At 59.4% G+C, this 15,333-nt stretch carries 15 protein-coding genes, 1 tRNA gene and 1 pseudogene; 11 read left to right on the top strand and 6 right to left on the bottom strand.

The window, feature by feature from the left end; all coding sequences use genetic code 11:
• Positions 1–59: 59 nt before the first annotated feature.
• Positions 60–2,879 carry an MASE1 domain-containing protein gene (locus PO778_RS09180; RefSeq protein ID WP_271440019.1) on the bottom strand — a complete coding sequence of 940 codons (2,820 nt, stop codon included), beginning with the start codon at positions 2,877–2,879 and terminating at the stop codon, positions 60–62.
• Positions 2,880–2,983: 104 nt separating this feature from the next.
• Between PO778_RS09180 and PO778_RS09175 the strand changes: the two genes are divergently transcribed.
• From PO778_RS09175 to PO778_RS09160, 4 genes are all read left to right on the top strand, one after another.
• Positions 2,984–3,700: a TonB family protein gene (locus tag PO778_RS09175; protein ID WP_271439403.1), complete on the top strand. Its 717-nt coding sequence runs from the start codon at positions 2,984–2,986 to the stop codon at positions 3,698–3,700.
• A gap of 90 nt (positions 3,701–3,790) precedes the next feature.
• Positions 3,791–4,819 (top strand): mannose-1-phosphate guanylyltransferase, encoded by a 1,029-nt coding sequence (locus PO778_RS09170; RefSeq protein ID WP_271439402.1) that lies wholly within the window; start codon positions 3,791–3,793, stop codon positions 4,817–4,819.
• On the top strand, positions 4,816–5,622 hold the full coding sequence (locus PO778_RS09165) for a class I mannose-6-phosphate isomerase (RefSeq protein ID WP_333908188.1): 807 nt from the start codon (positions 4,816–4,818) through the stop codon (positions 5,620–5,622). Before PO778_RS09170 ends, PO778_RS09165 begins: the two co-directional genes overlap by 4 nt.
• 18 nt (positions 5,623–5,640) lie before the next feature.
• A complete protein-coding gene (locus PO778_RS09160) occupies positions 5,641–6,081 on the top strand; it encodes a DUF2721 domain-containing protein (protein ID WP_160731584.1) in 441 nt (146 codons plus the stop codon).
• Here PO778_RS09160 and PO778_RS09155 read toward each other — a convergent pair.
• The 3 genes from PO778_RS09155 to PO778_RS09145 are packed head-to-tail and all read right to left on the bottom strand — an operon-like array spanning position 6,078 to position 8,400.
• Complete coding sequence (locus PO778_RS09155) at positions 6,078–6,395, bottom strand: polyhydroxyalkanoic acid system family protein (protein WP_160731585.1); 318 nt, start codon at positions 6,393–6,395, stop codon at positions 6,078–6,080. The genes PO778_RS09160 and PO778_RS09155 overlap by 4 nt on opposite strands.
• Complete coding sequence (locus PO778_RS09150) at positions 6,395–7,180, bottom strand: hypothetical protein (RefSeq protein ID WP_271439401.1); 786 nt, start codon at positions 7,178–7,180, stop codon at positions 6,395–6,397. Before PO778_RS09150 ends, PO778_RS09155 begins: the two co-directional genes overlap by 1 nt.
• Entirely contained in the window at positions 7,180–8,400 is a 1,221-nt protein-coding gene (locus tag PO778_RS09145) for a toxic anion resistance protein (protein WP_160731587.1), read from the bottom strand. Before PO778_RS09145 ends, PO778_RS09150 begins: the two co-directional genes overlap by 1 nt.
• 181 nt (positions 8,401–8,581) lie before the next feature.
• On the opposite strand from PO778_RS09145, the gene PO778_RS09140 reads away from it, so the two are divergent.
• Positions 8,582–10,099 carry a DUF389 domain-containing protein gene (locus PO778_RS09140; RefSeq protein ID WP_202391713.1) on the top strand — a complete coding sequence of 506 codons (1,518 nt, stop codon included), beginning with the start codon at positions 8,582–8,584 and terminating at the stop codon, positions 10,097–10,099.
• A gap of 6 nt (positions 10,100–10,105) precedes the next feature.
• On the opposite strand, the gene PO778_RS09135 is transcribed toward PO778_RS09140, so the two are convergent.
• Positions 10,106–11,860 (bottom strand): fatty acyl-AMP ligase, encoded by a 1,755-nt coding sequence (locus PO778_RS09135; RefSeq protein WP_271439400.1) that lies wholly within the window; start codon positions 11,858–11,860, stop codon positions 10,106–10,108.
• 127 nt (positions 11,861–11,987) lie between these two features.
• Here PO778_RS09135 and PO778_RS09130 point away from each other — a divergent pair, with 127 nt between their 5' ends.
• The 4 genes and pseudogenes from PO778_RS09130 to PO778_RS13655 all read left to right on the top strand — a co-directional run.
• Positions 11,988–12,566 (top strand): regulatory protein RecX, encoded by a 579-nt coding sequence (locus tag PO778_RS09130; protein WP_271439399.1) that lies wholly within the window; start codon positions 11,988–11,990, stop codon positions 12,564–12,566.
• 28 nt (positions 12,567–12,594) lie between these two features.
• A complete protein-coding gene (locus PO778_RS09125; protein WP_271439398.1) occupies positions 12,595–13,083 on the top strand; it encodes a DUF192 domain-containing protein in 489 nt (162 codons plus the stop codon).
• Positions 13,084–13,144: 61 nt separating this feature from the next.
• On the top strand, positions 13,145–13,543 hold the full coding sequence (locus PO778_RS09120; RefSeq protein WP_160731592.1) for an NADH:ubiquinone oxidoreductase subunit NDUFA12: 399 nt from the start codon (positions 13,145–13,147) through the stop codon (positions 13,541–13,543).
• Positions 13,544–13,545: 2 nt separating this feature from the next.
• Positions 13,546–13,971 (top strand): annotated as a pseudogene (locus PO778_RS13655) (DUF2155 domain-containing protein); the annotation flags it as partial.
• A gap of 35 nt (positions 13,972–14,006) precedes the next feature.
• Here PO778_RS13655 and aat read toward each other — a convergent pair.
• A complete protein-coding gene (gene aat / locus PO778_RS09110) occupies positions 14,007–14,744 on the bottom strand; it encodes a leucyl/phenylalanyl-tRNA--protein transferase (RefSeq protein WP_271439397.1) in 738 nt (245 codons plus the stop codon).
• Positions 14,745–14,857: 113 nt separating this feature from the next.
• Between aat and PO778_RS09105 the strand changes: the two genes are divergently transcribed.
• Together PO778_RS09105 and PO778_RS09100 are read left to right on the top strand one after the other, a co-directional pair.
• Positions 14,858–14,933: transfer RNA gene (locus tag PO778_RS09105), tRNA-Trp, on the top strand.
• A 164-nt stretch (positions 14,934–15,097) separates the two neighbouring features.
• Complete coding sequence (locus PO778_RS09100) at positions 15,098–15,247, top strand: hypothetical protein (RefSeq protein ID WP_202391715.1); 150 nt, start codon at positions 15,098–15,100, stop codon at positions 15,245–15,247.
• Positions 15,248–15,333 lie beyond the last annotated feature (86 nt).

Raw genomic sequence — 15,333 nt, 5'->3', positions numbered from 1 at the left:
CCCTTCGGGGGCCGCCGTTTGTTTTTGTGGCTTGTTCCGGCGATGATGACGGAACGGCCTCACGCGGCTCTGAGCAAGTCCTCGGCCAGCCTTGAACGTTCAGCGGCCTGATCAGCGGACTTCAGCGCATGCTCCAGCGCGCTAGCTCGCTTTCCAAGCTCATCCTCTCCGAACATTCCGGCAGTCCCGGCTAGCTTGTGACAGGTGCGCGCAAGGTCCTCCGAAGCCTGGCCGTCGAACGCGCCAGCGCGCAAAGCCTCCGACACGGCGTCCAGCGCTTCCTGTCGGCGGAGTTTCCAGCGATCAGCGATCGAAACATTTGAATCCGGCGTGGTGGCTGTAGCCTCACTTGCCGCTGCCGCCTTCGCTGCGCCAGCATCTGGCGAGGCCAGCCGCGCGCCGGTTTCCGGCATATCCGATATTGCCGGCAGCCATTGCTGCAGCATCGTAACCAGCTTTTCGTACTGAAGCGGCTTGGCAAGATGGGCTTGCATACCCGCTGAGATAGCCGCGCTGATATCCTCCTCAAAAGCGTTGGCGGTAAGCGCGATGATTGGAAGTTCTTCGGGAGTGACACCGAGATTGCGGACGGTTTGCGTCGCCAGATATCCATCCACCTCGGGCATTTGCACATCCATAAGCACCAGATCGAATGGCGCGCCGTCTGCCTTCGCCGCCATGATGGAGCTGACTGCTTCCTGCCCGTCCACAGCCGTTTCGACGCTCTGCCCGCATTGTTCGAGCATGGTCGTCACCAGGATGCGGTTGATGTCATGGTCTTCGGCGAGCAAGATGCGGGACCTCGCGATAGTTTGACAGCGAAGATCGGCGGTGTCGCACCGCTCGGCCTGTTTCGCCACCAGCTTGCTCTGGACCAGCGGCAGCGTGAGGGTGAACCGCGATCCAGTCCCGAATTCGCTCGTGGCCGACAGCGTGCCGCCCAGCAAAGTGGCGAGCTTGCGGCTGATCGACAGGCCAAGGCCAGTGCCGCCATAACGGCGTGACGTGGCATTATCTGCCTGTTCGAACGGGTTGAATATTGCGTGCAACCTGTTTGGTGCGATGCCGATCCCGGTGTCTTCGACAGCGACGGTGAACTCGCCGCCCGCGCGTGACACCTGGACACAGATTGTCCCGCTCTCGGTGAATTTGATCGAATTGCCCAGCAGGTTCAGAATTATCTGCCGCAGCCTCAACGGATCGCAATCTACGGCTTGAGGGAAATCGCCGGGCAAATCGCTGGTCAGGGTGATGCCTTTGCTTTCGGCATTCGCGGAATGCAGTTTCAGGCAGTTCTTTACCACGTGGCCAACATCGACCGGTTGATGGTTGATCATGACTTCGCCGGCATCAATTTTGGATATGTCCAGAATATCGTTGAGCAATGCCATCATACTGTCGCCCGATTCCTTGATCAGTTCGGCATGACGCTGCTGTTCTTTCGGCAAGTCGGCGCGCAGCAGCAGATCCACAAAGCCCAGAACGCCGTTCATGGGGGTGCGGATCTCATGGCTCATGTTTGCCAGAAATTGTGATTTGGAGACCGCTGTGTTTTCCGCGTGTTTTCGTGCTCTCTTCAATTGATGCTCAAGCGTGACCCGGTGCGTCACATCGCGGGCGGAAACGATGATCCCCTCGGGTTTCTTGGTCGAAGAGCCGATCGCAATCGCCGCGTCAGCTTCGATAAACACGGGCCGGCCCTGATCATCGTCGAGATATCGCCGGTATGTGAAGCGTTCGCTGGTGCTTTCCCCGCTCAACAGGCGGGCTTCGGCCTGCGAGATGGCTTTCTTCGCTTCCGGATGCATTCTTTCCGAGGCCCGCTTGCCGAGGAATTCCTTGGGGTTTGCGCCGAGCACGCTCTCAACCGAGGGGGAGCAGTAGGTGCAGATTCCATTGATGTCGTACCGCACGATTGCATCGGTGATATTGTCGGTCAGAAGCTTGAGATGCGATTGCCGCCTCGCGAGCTTGCGAACGGCGCGCCGTTCTCCATTCAGTACCGCTGCCACGGGCAGGCCCATCACAAACGCGGATGCAAGGAAGGTCTGGAGGACCAGCAGTTCCGCCGTCTGGGAATGTTCAATCAGGTTTATCGGGCCGTGGCCCCTCGTGGTCATGATGGTGGCGACTACGGCCACTTTGATGATCGAGAACGCGGTGCCCAGACTGCCCAGACGGAAAGCGTGGCTGACGACGACCGGCGCGACCAGAAACAGCAGGGGGAATTCTGTCTGCCTGAAAACAAGATAGGTCGTAATGGTCCCGGCAATGGTCAGCAGGCTCCATTCAGCGACTTCAGACGGTTCAGGCCAGCGCGGATGTTCGGCCGCACCCACGATAATCATGAGGGTCGGGGCGACAAGGATCATCCCCAGCGCGTCGGTTGTCGCCCACTTGAGCCAGGTCTCCAGCAGCGCTCCTGAACTCATGTCGATCACCACTACTGCCAGGCAGGCGGACGCGATCGGTGCCGCAATCCCGGCAGATGCGACGAAAATCATAAGGTGCGAAACCCGCACCATGTCCGGTTTGCGGCCGCAAAACCTGCGCACCAGAATAGCCGCGAGGACGATTTCCACAGTGTTGCAAAGCGACAGGGACGCGGCCTGGATCGCGCTATCACCCACTGCCAGATTGGCTGAGACATTCCCGCAGTAAAGCGCGGCGAGAAAGACGGCCTCGTACCGTACGCGGACGCGCATCAGATAGGCCACTGCAACCCCGTTCGGCACCCACACTGCAGCGATCCGGCCATCCCCGCGGGAAAGCTCGATGCTGAAATACGCGAGCAAACCGAACAGTATCGCGCCGGCAAGCGGGATCAGGAATGCGTCGGCAATTTGGGATCTTGCTCGATTTTCCGGTATTGACTGCATGTCAGACACGTTCACACCCTCCTAACGTGGTGGGTGGTGCCCTAGCGGCGTAGCTGAGTGAAAACCGTCAAGCGCCTGCTAGTGGATTGTACGGATGGAGTTAAATGACTGAAGGCGGGAAATTTTCGACCACGAGCAGGCGGCCAAAACCAGCCACGCTGCTGGTAATCGTGCTCCTGCATTTGCTTGCGATCTACGGACTTGCACGTGCGTTTGCCCCGGACATGACCCAGACGGTTGAACAGAGCGTGGTTGCTGCCTTCACTGTCACGGTGACTACCCGCGATCCTCCGCCTGAAGAAAACGAGCCCGTACCGGACGAAGGGGCCGCCGGCAGCGCAGGCAAAAAAGCCACACCCAAACCGGACACAGCACCGAAAGTGCCAATCGAGCGTGATCAACCCATGCCCAAGGCTTCTTCCACCGGTGCAGCCAACACCTCAGGTGCGAAGGATGAGGGCGAAGGAACCGGCGCAGCTGGTGAAGGTACGGGCACTGGCAGCGGCCTGGCCGGAGGCGGCATGGGCGGGGTCGCGGTTACCAAACCTGTTCACATATCTGGCGCCATCGACAACGCTCGCGATTACCCGGTTCCAGAAGGGGGCAGGAAGGCGCGGATAGGGAACGAAGTGATAGTGCGGGTGGTCGTAGGCAAGGATGGCAGGGCCCGGAATTGCACTGTCTACCGCGCAAGCCCCGACAGTCAGGCGGACCAGATAACATGCCGCCTCGTGGAAGATCGGCTGCGCTTCAAACCGGCGATGGACCGTAACGGCAACCCGGTGGCTGCCCCGTTTTTCTGGCGCCAGCGCTGGTTCTAGATGATGATGGAGATTTGCACTTGGTAACCTGATCGCAAGGCGTCGCCGCTATGGCGCTGCCATGAAGTTTGGAAAGGATTTGTGTAAGCGATGATTCACCCGGTCATCCTGTGTGGAGGAAGCGGAACGCGGCTTTGGCCGCTGAGCCGCCGGGACCGGCCCAAACCGTTCCTGCCGCTGGTGGGTTCGCACAGCCTGTTCGAACAAACGCTGGAACGCTGCACAAACGGGCAGATGTTCGCTCCGCCAGTGATCGTCGCCGGTGAAGCCCATATCGAACTGATAGAAGAGCAGATCGGTGACCGGGCGAATATAGAGATCATTGTCGAACCTTCCGCGCGCAACACGGCCCCCGCGATCGCGCTGGCGGCAATGCGCCTTCCTGCCGATGCTGTGATGCTGGTTTGCCCCAGCGACCACCATATCAAAGATGCCGCTGCCTTCGTTGCGGCTGCGGAAATGGCCGCTTCTCTCGCGGACCAGAATTGGCTCGTCGCGTTCGGTATCGAGGCGACCCATCCTGAAACCGGATATGGTTATATCCTGCAGGGCGAACAAATCGGCGGCGGCTATTCCGTTGAACGATTTGTCGAAAAGCCGGACCTGCCAGATGCGAGGCGCTTCCTCGATGAAGGCGGATTCAGCTGGAATGGCGGTATCTTCTGTTACCAGGCGGGAGTTTTCCTCGAAGAACTGGAAAAATTCCACCCGCAAATGGTCGGGCATCTCCGCGCTGCGGTCGCTGCTGGCACCGCTGAGGGCCTGCATTTCCGCCCGCAAGCGGAGGAATTCGCCGCCATCGAAGGCATCTCCGTCGATTATGCAGTGATGGAAAAAACCGACAAGGCAGCCATGGTGCCGGCTTCCATGGGCTGGTCCGATATCGGCAATTGGCAGGCGCTGCACGATGCGCGTGAAAAGGATGAGGCAGGTAATTCGGCTTCCGGCCGGACCGAACTTGTCGATTGTGAAAACACCCTGATCCAGACTGACGGTCCGCGGGTTTCGGCGATCGGTATCAAGGATCTGATCGTTGTGGTCGACGGCGACGAGGTTCTGATTACCACCGCAGACGGCGCGCAATTGGTGGGTAAGTTGGGCGGGGCAGCTTCGCAGTGAGTATTCAGCCAGTCTTGCCGACCCGTTTGGTCGAAAAAGTGTGGGGGCGCAGTACGCTGCCATCGCCGTTTGCCGGCCCCGACGGGAAGCAGATTGGCGAAATCTGGTTCGAACCCCAGCCCGGTTTTGACAGGCTACTGGCAAAATACCTCTTCACCAGCGAGAAATTGTCGGTCCAGGTGCATCCTTCGGATCATGACGCGCCGGATGGACAGCGCGGCAAGGAAGAATGCTGGCTCGTGCTTGATGCAGAAGCCGATGCACGGCTCGCGATCGGATTTAAACAGTCGTTGAGCAGGGATCAAATGCGCGCGGCTGCCGTGGACGGGTCGATCGAGGACCTGCTTGAATGGTATCCGGCGCAGCGCGGTGATTTTTTCTACCTTCCAGCGGGGACCGTCCACGCCATCGGTCCGGGCATCAGCCTGGTCGAGATACAGCAGAACAGCGATGTGACATATCGCCTGTTCGACTATGGCCGCCCGCGGCAACTTCACCTCGAGGAGGCACTGGCGGTTGCAAATGGCGAACCGCATGAACCTCGCTTCCGCCGGACAATCGACTTCGACAAGTCGGCGAGCCTGGTTGAGGGCCCCCATTTCAGACTGGACTACCTGGTTGGCAGGCCTGCTCCCGATCTGGCGCTGCGGTTTCCCGGTCCGGTCATGGCCATGCCGCTGATTGGCGACGTGCTGATTGGAAATACCCGGATTGGCGCAGGCGAGTGCGGGGTGCTGCATACGATTTCCGATGCATTGTTTGCCGATCAGGGAGCCACGCTGATTGCACAGCCGGTTGGCTGACCCTATCTCCCGGCAATCATGATTGCAGAAACCATTCAGGTCTCGCTGACGCCGGTCTTCGTGCTGGTCGCGATATCCAGCATTCTAAACTTCCTTACCACCAGGCTGGGCAGGGTGGTTGACCGCTCGCGTCTGCTAAAGCAGCAGCATGGCGAGACGACCGGGGCGGAACATGACATGATCGTGTTCGAGATACGCTCCACGGCGAAGCGTATCGAGTTGGTTGGCCGCGCTATCCTGATGCTGGTGCTGAGCGCGCTGACGATTGGATCGACGGTCGTGATCCTGTTTCTGAATGGGCTGACCGGTGCCGATCTGGATCAGATTGCAGCTGGCACCTTCATCCTTGCAATTGCTTTCCTGCTGATCGGACTGATCATCTTCATGCTGGAAACGCGCGAAGCATCGGCATCCTTGCGAATACCGCAGACCTATCTGGAGCTGGACCGCAAAATCTAGGCGTCGGAACCGGCGGGCGGGGCCAACATTTTCTGGCCCTGTTGCTTGATCGCGCCGGAAATGATCGGTTCGAAAAAGCTTAGCGCCATCGGCAGGTCGATGACGAAGACGAGCTGGCCATCTTCAATATCGACCGCGCCGCGCAGGTCTTGCCCCATGGCGCTGACACTGATGTTCATCCGGTCTTCGCTGGCCCAGTCAGTGGTGACGTCAGCCACCCCGCCAGGGATATGGTCCGCAATTTCGTGGCTGCGCTCCCGCAGCCGCTTGCGCACTTCTTCGCGCGGTAATTCGTGTGGAATTGCAACCCGCATCAGATAACTTTCGTTTTGTTTTGTTCAAAATCTGGCAACGGCACTCCGCCGCCTTCATCCAATCCATCGCTATATTTGTAATCCAGATAGCGGTGGCGGATTGCGAGATTGTCGATTGACCCTTGGGCAAGCTGACGGTTGATCGAGTCAATCTCTCGGCCAATGACGTCGAGGCCGTTCTCGAGAGTGCTTACCGGTGTGGTGCCGTTGCGCTCTTCATACCGAAGACTTTCAGGAATTTTCAGAAAGCCCTCGATCATGTCAGGGAGGTCTGTGCCGACAAGTTTTCGAATTTCCGTTGCGGTAGGGTGCTTCTGATCAGTCTCTTCGAGCTGGGGTTGCAACTCGTCCAGTTGGCTGCCGATGATAGTCAGGCTCTTGGCGATCGGAACGGGCAGCCTCGATCGCTGCATTTCAAGCCACAGTTCTGTCTTTGCAACGAGCTCGCGTACGTTTTCGGTGTTCAGGTCTGCCCGCTCAGGCACCTTCATTTTTGGATATTTACCGAGAATAGCCAGAGCGACGACTGTTCCAATACCGAGAGCCATGACGCCCGCAAATCCGATGCCGCCTATCACCGCGCCAATCGTGAGACCCGCGACCCATAGTGCGCCAACAGCAAGCACGATATTTCGCGCCTTTTTCATCCAGTGACCCAGCTTGAGCTTGGCTGAACCTCGACCGATCGAACTGGCGCGGCGATGAACTCCACCAGCGCGCTGTTGTGACAGGGATTGTCCAGCAGCGCGCACGATATCGTCGCTCTGGTTTGTAAGATCGTTCATCAGTCTTCAACGGTGAGAAGGTTGGATTCTGCGACCTTGCTGGACGCCTGGTTCTGTCCTTCGGCTCGGGCGATGTAGCCTTTCGACTTCTCGACCTCGTTGGAGAGCACGTTCACTGTCTGCTTCATGGAATCGAGTGCGCGTACCTTGAACTGGTCCACTTCATCCATCGTGTCGTAGATGTTCTGAAATGCGCGTTGCAGCGTTTCCAGCGGGATTGTGCTGGCCGCTGCCTGTTCGTGGATCTTGCCAGTCTGGTCGCGCAGTAGGGTAGAGGTGCTGTCGATGATACCGGCGGTCGTTTCGTTGAGCGCGGTGATCTGGCCCAGCACGAGGCGCTGGTTGGTCATCGCTTCCGACACCGTCACGGCAGTGCGCAGCGCGCCGACTGTCGTGGTACTGGCACGGTCGACACCTTTGACCAGCTCGACATTGTTCTTCTTCACCAGATCCAGCGCAAGATAGCCCTGAACGCTCACGGCCATTTGGGTCAGCAGGTCCTGCGTCCGCTGGCGGACATAGAATAGCGCGGTTTCGCGCACGGCCTTCGCCTTCGCCGGATCGGTTGCGTCCAGCTCGGCTGCTTTCTCTTCCAGTCGCTCGTCCAGCGTTTTGGAGATATGGATCATCTGTTCCAGATCGCCCATCGCTTCCCACAGCTTCTGCCGTTCGACATCGATCGCGGCGTTATCCATCAGCAGTTCGTCCTTGCCGTTCGACAGCTTGGACAGAATTTCCTGAATGTGGGTCTGCGCGCTCTGATAGCTGCGGAAATAATTGGTCAGCTTGTTGCCGAACGGGATGATGCCGAAAATTTTGCGTGTGCCGGTCAGCTTGCCGCGTTTGCCGGGGTCGAGATCCTCAACCACATTGCGCAATTCCTGCAAATTGGCACCGACGCCTTCGTCCTTGTCCATCGCGCGGATAGGGCGGTCCAGAAAGCGATTGGACATCTGCGCGGCGGCCATGATTTCCTTGCGGCCCATATTGGTCAGCTGATCGACCTTCTTGCCGAATTCAGGGGAGTTAGCGTCCTGGTTTACCAAGTCCATGACGAAGGATTCGACCTTGGTCGCAAGTTTGGACTGCACTTCTTCGGACACCGGCACCAGCCCGGCCGCGTTGGCCGGCTTTACCTCGGGCACCGGATCGGGTGCAGTGAGCTCGAGATCGAGGCCAGTGCTGTTCTGGGTTGCGGTCTTTGTCTCGGTCGAACTCATGGCTGGGGGCCGGCTCCTGTACTGTGCCGGGCAAGGCCGGCGGATTTCCTGTTTCACTACTGTATTAAGGGCATAAGACACGAAGTTCAAGATTTGTGCAATATTGCGCCGTGCACGTCTATGCTTTCGTTGCCATCCGGTGCGGTATAAGGACCGCGAATTACCAGTTGAGGAAATACATTTGGCAAGCCAGGAACCTGTCGAACGCAACGATCTAGCTTTCGCACGCGCTGTATTCGGTTTTCGTCAATGGTGGCGGGAATCGGTCATCGGCTCAGTCGACCAGCAGGCGGTGATCGACAAGCGCCGCGTCGAAGGGGAAATGTCCGCGCGCTATCTGTTCATGACAGCGATGTCGGGCGGAATTGCGATACTTGGCCTGCTGCTGTCATCGCCTGCGGTCGTAATCGGCGCCATGCTGCTGTCCCCCCTGATGGACCCGATCATGGGGCTGGGATTTGCATTGGCGATTGGCGATTACCAATGGCTGCGCAAGTCGGCCCGTTCGCTGGCTTGGGGCACGCTGATGGCCGTCGGCCTGTGTGCGACGGTGGTGTTTCTGTCCCCGCTTCAGGAACTGACTTCCGAAATCGCTTCGCGCACACGGCCCAACCTGTTCGATCTGCTGGTGGCGCTGTTTTCCGCGCTGGCCGGTGCCTATGCCATGATCCGCGGGCGCGAGGGTACGATTGTCGGCGTGGCGATCGCGACCGCCTTGATGCCGCCGCTGGCGGTGGTCGGATACGGATTGGCCACGTGGAACTGGACCGTCTTTTCCGGCGCGCTGCTGCTATATATTACCAACCTGATGACGATCGCCCTCACGGCGGCGCTGATGGCGCGGCTCTACGGTTTTCGCACTGCACTGTCCGATCGGCAAACCCAGCTGCAGAACATTGTTATCGTTGTCGTCTTCGTGGCACTGGCGGTGCCGCTTGCCTATTCGCTGCGCCAGATCGCGTGGGAGGCAAACGCCGCACGGCAGGTGCGCGGCGAATTGCTGGACCAGTTCGGTGACCGGTCGCGGCTGTCAGACGTTCAGATCAACTGGGATGCGGACCCGATTACTATCGATGCGACTGTCATGACGCCCGCCCTGCAGCCCGATGCCGAGGCGGATGGTGCCCGTGCGCTGGCGCGGCAGCTGCGCAGGCCGGTCAATCTGGTGATCACGCAGTACCAAGTAGGTACCAGCTCTTCCGCCGCAGAACAGGCGCAGCTGAGCGCGGCACGCGTGCAGGCAGAAGCTGCGGCAGCAGAGCGGGCAGACGATCTGGCAAAACGGCTGGCCCTGGTGGCAGGCGTCAGCATGGAAGATGTCATTGTCGACCGGCAGCGCCGCCGCGCGCTGGTCAAATCGACCGAGCTGGAGGGCGCAACGCTGTCTGCCTATGCAGAACTGGAGCGCCGTATTTCCGCGACCGAACCGGAATGGAAGGTCGAACTGGTCCCGCCAACACGCGCACTGCCCAGCGTATCTTTCGAAGAAGGCGAACCGACGGAGGCCGGGCTCGCCGCTCTGGAACTGATCGCATGGGCTTCGCAGCGCGTGGGCGCGCCGATCAACCTTAGCGGATCGCCGGAAAATGCAGAGCGCGCCAGGCAGTTGCTAGTCGAATTGGGTGCCAAAAATATCGAAGTCGATAGTTCGGATTCTGCCAATGGCGGCGTCACCGCCCGCTGGGGGCGGATCGGCTAAGCAGTTTCAAGCAGCTTCGAGGATTTCGAACGGCTGAATTTCGCCGTTCAGGTACAGCCGCTTCGCCTTCGCCCGTGAAAGCTTGCCCGAACTGGTGCGAGGAAGAGTGCGCGGGGGCACCAGTTCCACAACACAGTTCATGCCGGTGATCGAGCGGACCTTGTCGCGGATCTGTTCGTGCAGCTTGCTGCGTTCTTCCGGATCGGACACCCGGCAATGGACCAGCACGGCGGGCGCTTCCTCGCCGCCGGATGTCTCCATCGAAAATGCTGCTACATCGCCGTGGTTGAAGCCGGGCAATTGTTCGACCGCCCATTCGATATCCTGCGGCCAATGGTTCTTGCCGTTGATGATGATCATGTCTTTCGCACGGCCGACGATGAACAGATAACCGTCTGCCATATAACCCATGTCGCCGGTGTCGAGCCAGCCATCGACCAGACATTCGCTGGTCGCTTCCTCGTTACGGAAATAGGAATGCATGACGCTGGTTCCGCGGCACCAGACCTTGCCGATCTGGTGATCATCTTTGGCTGCGCCGCCTTCACCGCGAATTTCGACTTCCATTCCGGGGATTGGTTTGCCGCAATTGACGATCGCGCGGTAGCGGGCCGGGCGCGAAAGGTCGCCGCGTGTGCCTGACAGACGCTCTTCCTCAACCAGTTCCACGCGAATTCCCTCGCGCGGGGGCATGACGGTAACTGCCAGAGTCGCCTCCGCCAGGCCGTAGCTGGGGGTAAAGGCGTTGGCCCTGAACCCAGCCTCGGAAAAGGCATTCACGAAATTCTGCATCACATCGGGCCGGATCATGTCGGCTCCGTTACCGGCCGTACGCCAGCGAGACAGGTCGAACCTGTCGGCAACATGGCTCTGGCTGGAAATGCGCCGGGCACAGATGTCGTAGCCGAATGTCGGTGAATAGCTGAGGGTGGTGCCCTGATTGCGGCTGATCAGGTCCAGCCAGGCCAGCGGGCGGCGGGCGAAATGTTCGGTTTTCAGGTAATCGACGGACACCTGATTCGCGATCAGCGACAGGAAGCAGCCGACCAGTCCCATATCGTGATACCACGGGAGCCAGCTGACGACGCGGTCATTGGTCCCGATATCCATGGAAATGGCGTGACCGGCCAAGTTGTCGAGCAAAGCACGGTGGGTAACGGCAACGCCGGTCGGGAAGCGGGTCGAGCCGCTGGAATATTGCAGATAGCAAATATCGTCGGGTTCCGGCGGGGTCAGCTCGCAATCGGGCGCTTCGCGGGTGGCGAAGCTTTCCCAGTCAATCCCCTCGCAGCCCTGCCGGGCCGCAGCAGCTGCGCCCATTTCCGCAATTTCAGCCGGGTAAATCAGCATCTTTGGATCGGAACTATCGAGCTGTACCGCCAGTTGGTCAATATAGCCTTCCTTGCCGCCAAAACCTGTCGGCAGGGGCAGGGGGACAGGCCACGCGCCTGCATAGACAGCGCCGCAGAACAGGGCGGCAAATTCTGCGCAGGTTTCCGCGATCAAGGCGACGCGGTCGCCCTTGCCGATGCCGGACGCTGCAAAGCGCCGCGCCATTGCCAGCGAATCCTCGCGCATTTCGACATAAGTGTACACACGCTGCAAATTGCCGCGCATATCGTGAAAGTTCAGGCCCTTTTCGCTCTGGGCGGCATAATCGACCGCGTCGGTGAAAGTCGAAAAATTCGACCTGCGCCGGGGCAAGGGGCAGTCATTCGGCGTTGGAATCAAGGCCGTTGGCGTCGATGCAGCATCGGTCATAGAATATGCAAAAACCCGTCAATTGCGCGCCTATCGGCGCTTCCAAGCAGTCCCAGCTATACGATTGATCCTGTCGCAATGCTGTAACCTTTCCCATTTCAGATAGACTGTGGCACGAATATGGCCAATGAGCGAACGCGACTACCCCCAGAAACGGCACAAAAAGCAGCCAAAACCGCTCGATTCTGCGCGTTTGCAGGAATTGGCGCTCGCATATGTGGCACGATTTTCCACCACTCAGGCGAAGCTGGAAGCGTATTTGCAGCGAAAATTGCGCGAACGCGGCTGGGATGAAGAGGATTGGCCGGACCTTTCGGCCTTGTCATCTCGCTATGTCGAACTCGGTTATATCGACGATGCGCTTTATGCCAAATCGAAGGCCAGCAGCCTTTTGGGCCGAGGTTACGGGTCGCGCCGCGTCAATCAGGCTCTGTATGCCGCGGGAGTCGGCGAGGGCATCCGCAGCGACGTTGCCCCGGACGAGGCGGCGCGCCGCCAGGCAGTTCTGGCAATGGCTCGCAAACGCCGTTTCGGGCCGTTTTTCCAAGGAGATTTGGAAAAGGACCGGCGCGAGAAACAGATCGCCGCGTTGCTGCGCGCAGGGCATGGCTTTGATTGTGTGCGTGCTGTAATGGATGCACCGGATGAAAATGCGGCTGAGGAATGGGCTGAAGAAGCCCGCGACGAACATGGCCCAGGCCCCTAGCGACGGCCAGACGGTTAAGGATTAAGCGATGATTTCCAGAAACATCATGATGTGCAGCGCCATTTTGCTTGCCGCCTGCGCGCCGCAAGAGGCGGCAGAGCCGGTCGCGGCGGAAGCGCCATCTGTGCATCCTGTGTCGGGCCTCGAAGTGGTTCCGCTTGCCGTGAAATCCGACGGGGAGACGTTCCATTTCAGCGTCGAAGTTGCGCGGACATCGGCAGAACAGGCGCAGGGTCTGATGTTCCGGACGGAGCTGGGCCCGAACGAAGGGATGATCTTTCCTCGCAATCCACCTGACATCGCCAGCTTCTGGATGCGCAATACGCCGCTTCCTCTGGATATTATTTTCGTCGGTGTGGACGGGAAAATCATGAATATCGCGGCTAACACGGTGCCGTATTCGCTCGAATCGGTCAGCGCGGCAGGTCAGACATCGCTGGTTCTGGAGATCCCCGGCGGCCGCGCGGAAGAACTGGGGATCGGCCCGGGGGACGCTGTTGATTGGCGGGATCAATAACGAGATGGTTGTGGTACCATTCCCGCTTGGCCAGCGCGGCGTAATCGGCTAGGCGCGCGCCATGAGCTTTCTTGGAAAAATCTTCACCTGGTGGGATGGTGCCACGATCGGCACGATGCTGGCCACCGCGCGCGGCTTCGAACAGGTCGGAACTGACGCTCAGGGCAACAAATATTACCGATCGAAGAAACAGAAAGACGGTCAGCGGGAACGCCGCTGGGTAATCTATAACGGCGCAAATGATTCGAGCCGGGTTCCGTCCGAATGGCACGGCTGGCTGCACGGGTCGTTCGGCGACGTTCCTGAAAGCTTCCTGCCTCCGGCAAAGATCTGGGAAGTGGACTACACGCCGAATGTCACCGGAACGGCTCAGGCTTATCGCCCTGCTGGCGCGCTGGAGCGCGGCGGGCAACGTGCCAGTGCTTCTGGTGATTACGAAGCCTGGACGCCGGATAGCTGATCATGCGCAGGGCCTTTCGCACCGCTGCGGCGGGACCGGCCGCAATCGGCTGCGCTCTGCTGCTGACATCGTGCGGGCAAAGCGGCCCGACCAAGCCCGAAGCAGTCGAAACTGAAATTCCCGAAGATCTGCAGGAAGCGGATCTGGTTCCTGCGCAGCCTGCGGGCGAGGCCGGTATCGGCACGCCGATGGCCGATCGCGTCGCCACCATCGGGCTGCTGAACAAACGCAACAATTTGTCTCAGGATCTGGAGATGTCGCCAGGCGAATCGCGCCGGGTCGGGGACATCATTGTCCAGCTTTCAGCGTGTGAGCGCACCGCTCCGTGGGAATTGCAGCGTGAAACCGGTGCCTTTGTTCAGGTGCTGGTCCGCTCGAAGACAGACGACGATTCGTGGAACCGGATTTTCTCAGGCTGGCTGTTCAAGAATGCCCCATCGGTCAACGTGGTCGAACATCCGATCTACGATGTCTGGGTCAAGGATTGCGCGATGAGTTTTCCGGGGGAAGGCAGCGCACCGGCTTCGCCTGCGGCCGCCGCGGCTCCTGCGCCTGAACCGGCTGAATCCCCGACTAGCGAAGAATAAGCTTCCGCCAAGGTCATCCGGGCGGGGCCTTTCGCCCCTTCGACCATTTTAACATAGTCATCCTGCTCGAGCTCGACTGCACCCAGCGAAGCAAGATGATCGGTCATGAACTGGCAGTCCAGAACCTCGTATCCGGCCTCGCGCAACAATGCGACTAGCCAGACAAGCGCCACTTTCGATGCGTTGTCCGCCAGGCTGAACATGCTTTCGCCGCAAAACACGCGGTCGAATGACACTCCGTAAAGACCGCCGACAAGTTTGCCGCCGTCCCAACATTCGATCGAATGCGCATGGCCCAGATCGTGCAGCGCGGCATAGCTTGCTGCAATCCGGCGGCTGATCCAGCTTTCTGGGTGGCCTGGACGCGGCGCCGCGCAGGCATCAACCACATCCGAAAACGCCTGATCGCAAGTCACCGTGAAGCGGTCTTTTTTGACCACTTTCCCCAATGATCGGCCCATCCGGAATTCGCCGAGCGGAAAAATTGCACGCTCTTTTGGTTCGACCCAGAAAATCTCCGGATCGTCGCGGCTGTCGGCCATGGGGAATATGCCACTGCGATAAGCAAGCAGGAGCATGTCGGATGGTATCAACGGCGGAATGGGTGCGTGCATCACCGCCAACCTAGTCATCCTGCGGCCATGATGAAAGGTGCCAAAACTTCGCCGGGATACGCTGTGCCCGCTTGCCAAGGGCGCGGCATCGCATTAGAGGCGCTGCTGCCTGGAGGGGCGTAGCTCAGTTGGTAGAGCGTCGGTCTCCAAAACCGAAGGTCCAGAGTTCGAGTCTCTGTGCCCCTGCCAGGCAAATTTCCCAAATCGCCGACTTGCCGCACCGGATGTGAGCCTGCGTTCGCGCTCGAACTTGTCCTATCTGAACCGAAGTCAACATTGCAGTTCAGGAACCATGCTGCCCATCCGTGCATTATCAGCGGTGGGACGAGGGGATTGAAGTTGGAGAAACGATTATGTCAAACTTGACCTATCGCAGCAGCCGCCCTGACAACTGGGTCCAGCCGCGTGCCTACAGCGATCCTTCGCAGCGTATGATGAAGCATGGCAGAATTCTTCCGATGGAAGAGCCGGGCTTTCTCGCGCGGTTGTTCGGCATGCGCTGACGGGCCTTGCGAATCAGACCGCGGGCCCGCTGGGTCCGTAAAACGAAAAGGGCCGGTCGCGATGACCGGCCCTTTTGTTTTGCCGT

The sequence above is a fragment of the Pontixanthobacter luteolus genome (assembly GCF_947494915.1).
Taxonomy (GTDB): Bacteria; Pseudomonadota; Alphaproteobacteria; order Sphingomonadales; family Sphingomonadaceae; genus Pontixanthobacter; species Pontixanthobacter luteolus.
This window is presented reverse-complemented; position numbering and strand designations above follow the sequence as displayed.

Excerpts from the sequence above, each read along its gene's own strand:
- PO778_RS09180 (WP_271440019.1), bottom strand. The coding sequence starts at position 2,879 with ATGCAGTCAATACCGGAAAATCGAGCAAGATCCCAAATTGCCGACGCA.
- PO778_RS09175 (WP_271439403.1), top strand. The coding sequence starts at position 2,984 with ATGACTGAAGGCGGGAAATTTTCGACCACGAGCAGGCGGCCAAAACCA.
- PO778_RS09170 (WP_271439402.1), top strand. The coding sequence starts at position 3,791 with ATGATTCACCCGGTCATCCTGTGTGGAGGAAGCGGAACGCGGCTTTGG.
- PO778_RS09160 (WP_160731584.1), top strand. The coding sequence starts at position 5,641 with ATGATTGCAGAAACCATTCAGGTCTCGCTGACGCCGGTCTTCGTGCTG.
- PO778_RS09155 (WP_160731585.1), bottom strand. The coding sequence starts at position 6,395 with ATGCGGGTTGCAATTCCACACGAATTACCGCGCGAAGAAGTGCGCAAG.
- PO778_RS09150 (WP_271439401.1), bottom strand. The coding sequence starts at position 7,180 with ATGAACGATCTTACAAACCAGAGCGACGATATCGTGCGCGCTGCTGGA.
- PO778_RS09145 (WP_160731587.1), bottom strand. The coding sequence starts at position 8,400 with ATGAGTTCGACCGAGACAAAGACCGCAACCCAGAACAGCACTGGCCTC.
- PO778_RS09135 (WP_271439400.1), bottom strand. The coding sequence starts at position 11,860 with ATGACCGATGCTGCATCGACGCCAACGGCCTTGATTCCAACGCCGAAT.
- PO778_RS09130 (WP_271439399.1), top strand. The coding sequence starts at position 11,988 with ATGAGCGAACGCGACTACCCCCAGAAACGGCACAAAAAGCAGCCAAAA.
- PO778_RS09125 (WP_271439398.1), top strand. The coding sequence starts at position 12,595 with ATGATTTCCAGAAACATCATGATGTGCAGCGCCATTTTGCTTGCCGCC.
- PO778_RS09120 (WP_160731592.1), top strand. The coding sequence starts at position 13,145 with ATGAGCTTTCTTGGAAAAATCTTCACCTGGTGGGATGGTGCCACGATC.
- aat (WP_271439397.1), bottom strand. The coding sequence starts at position 14,744 with ATGCACGCACCCATTCCGCCGTTGATACCATCCGACATGCTCCTGCTT.
- PO778_RS09100 (WP_202391715.1), top strand. The coding sequence starts at position 15,098 with ATGTCAAACTTGACCTATCGCAGCAGCCGCCCTGACAACTGGGTCCAG.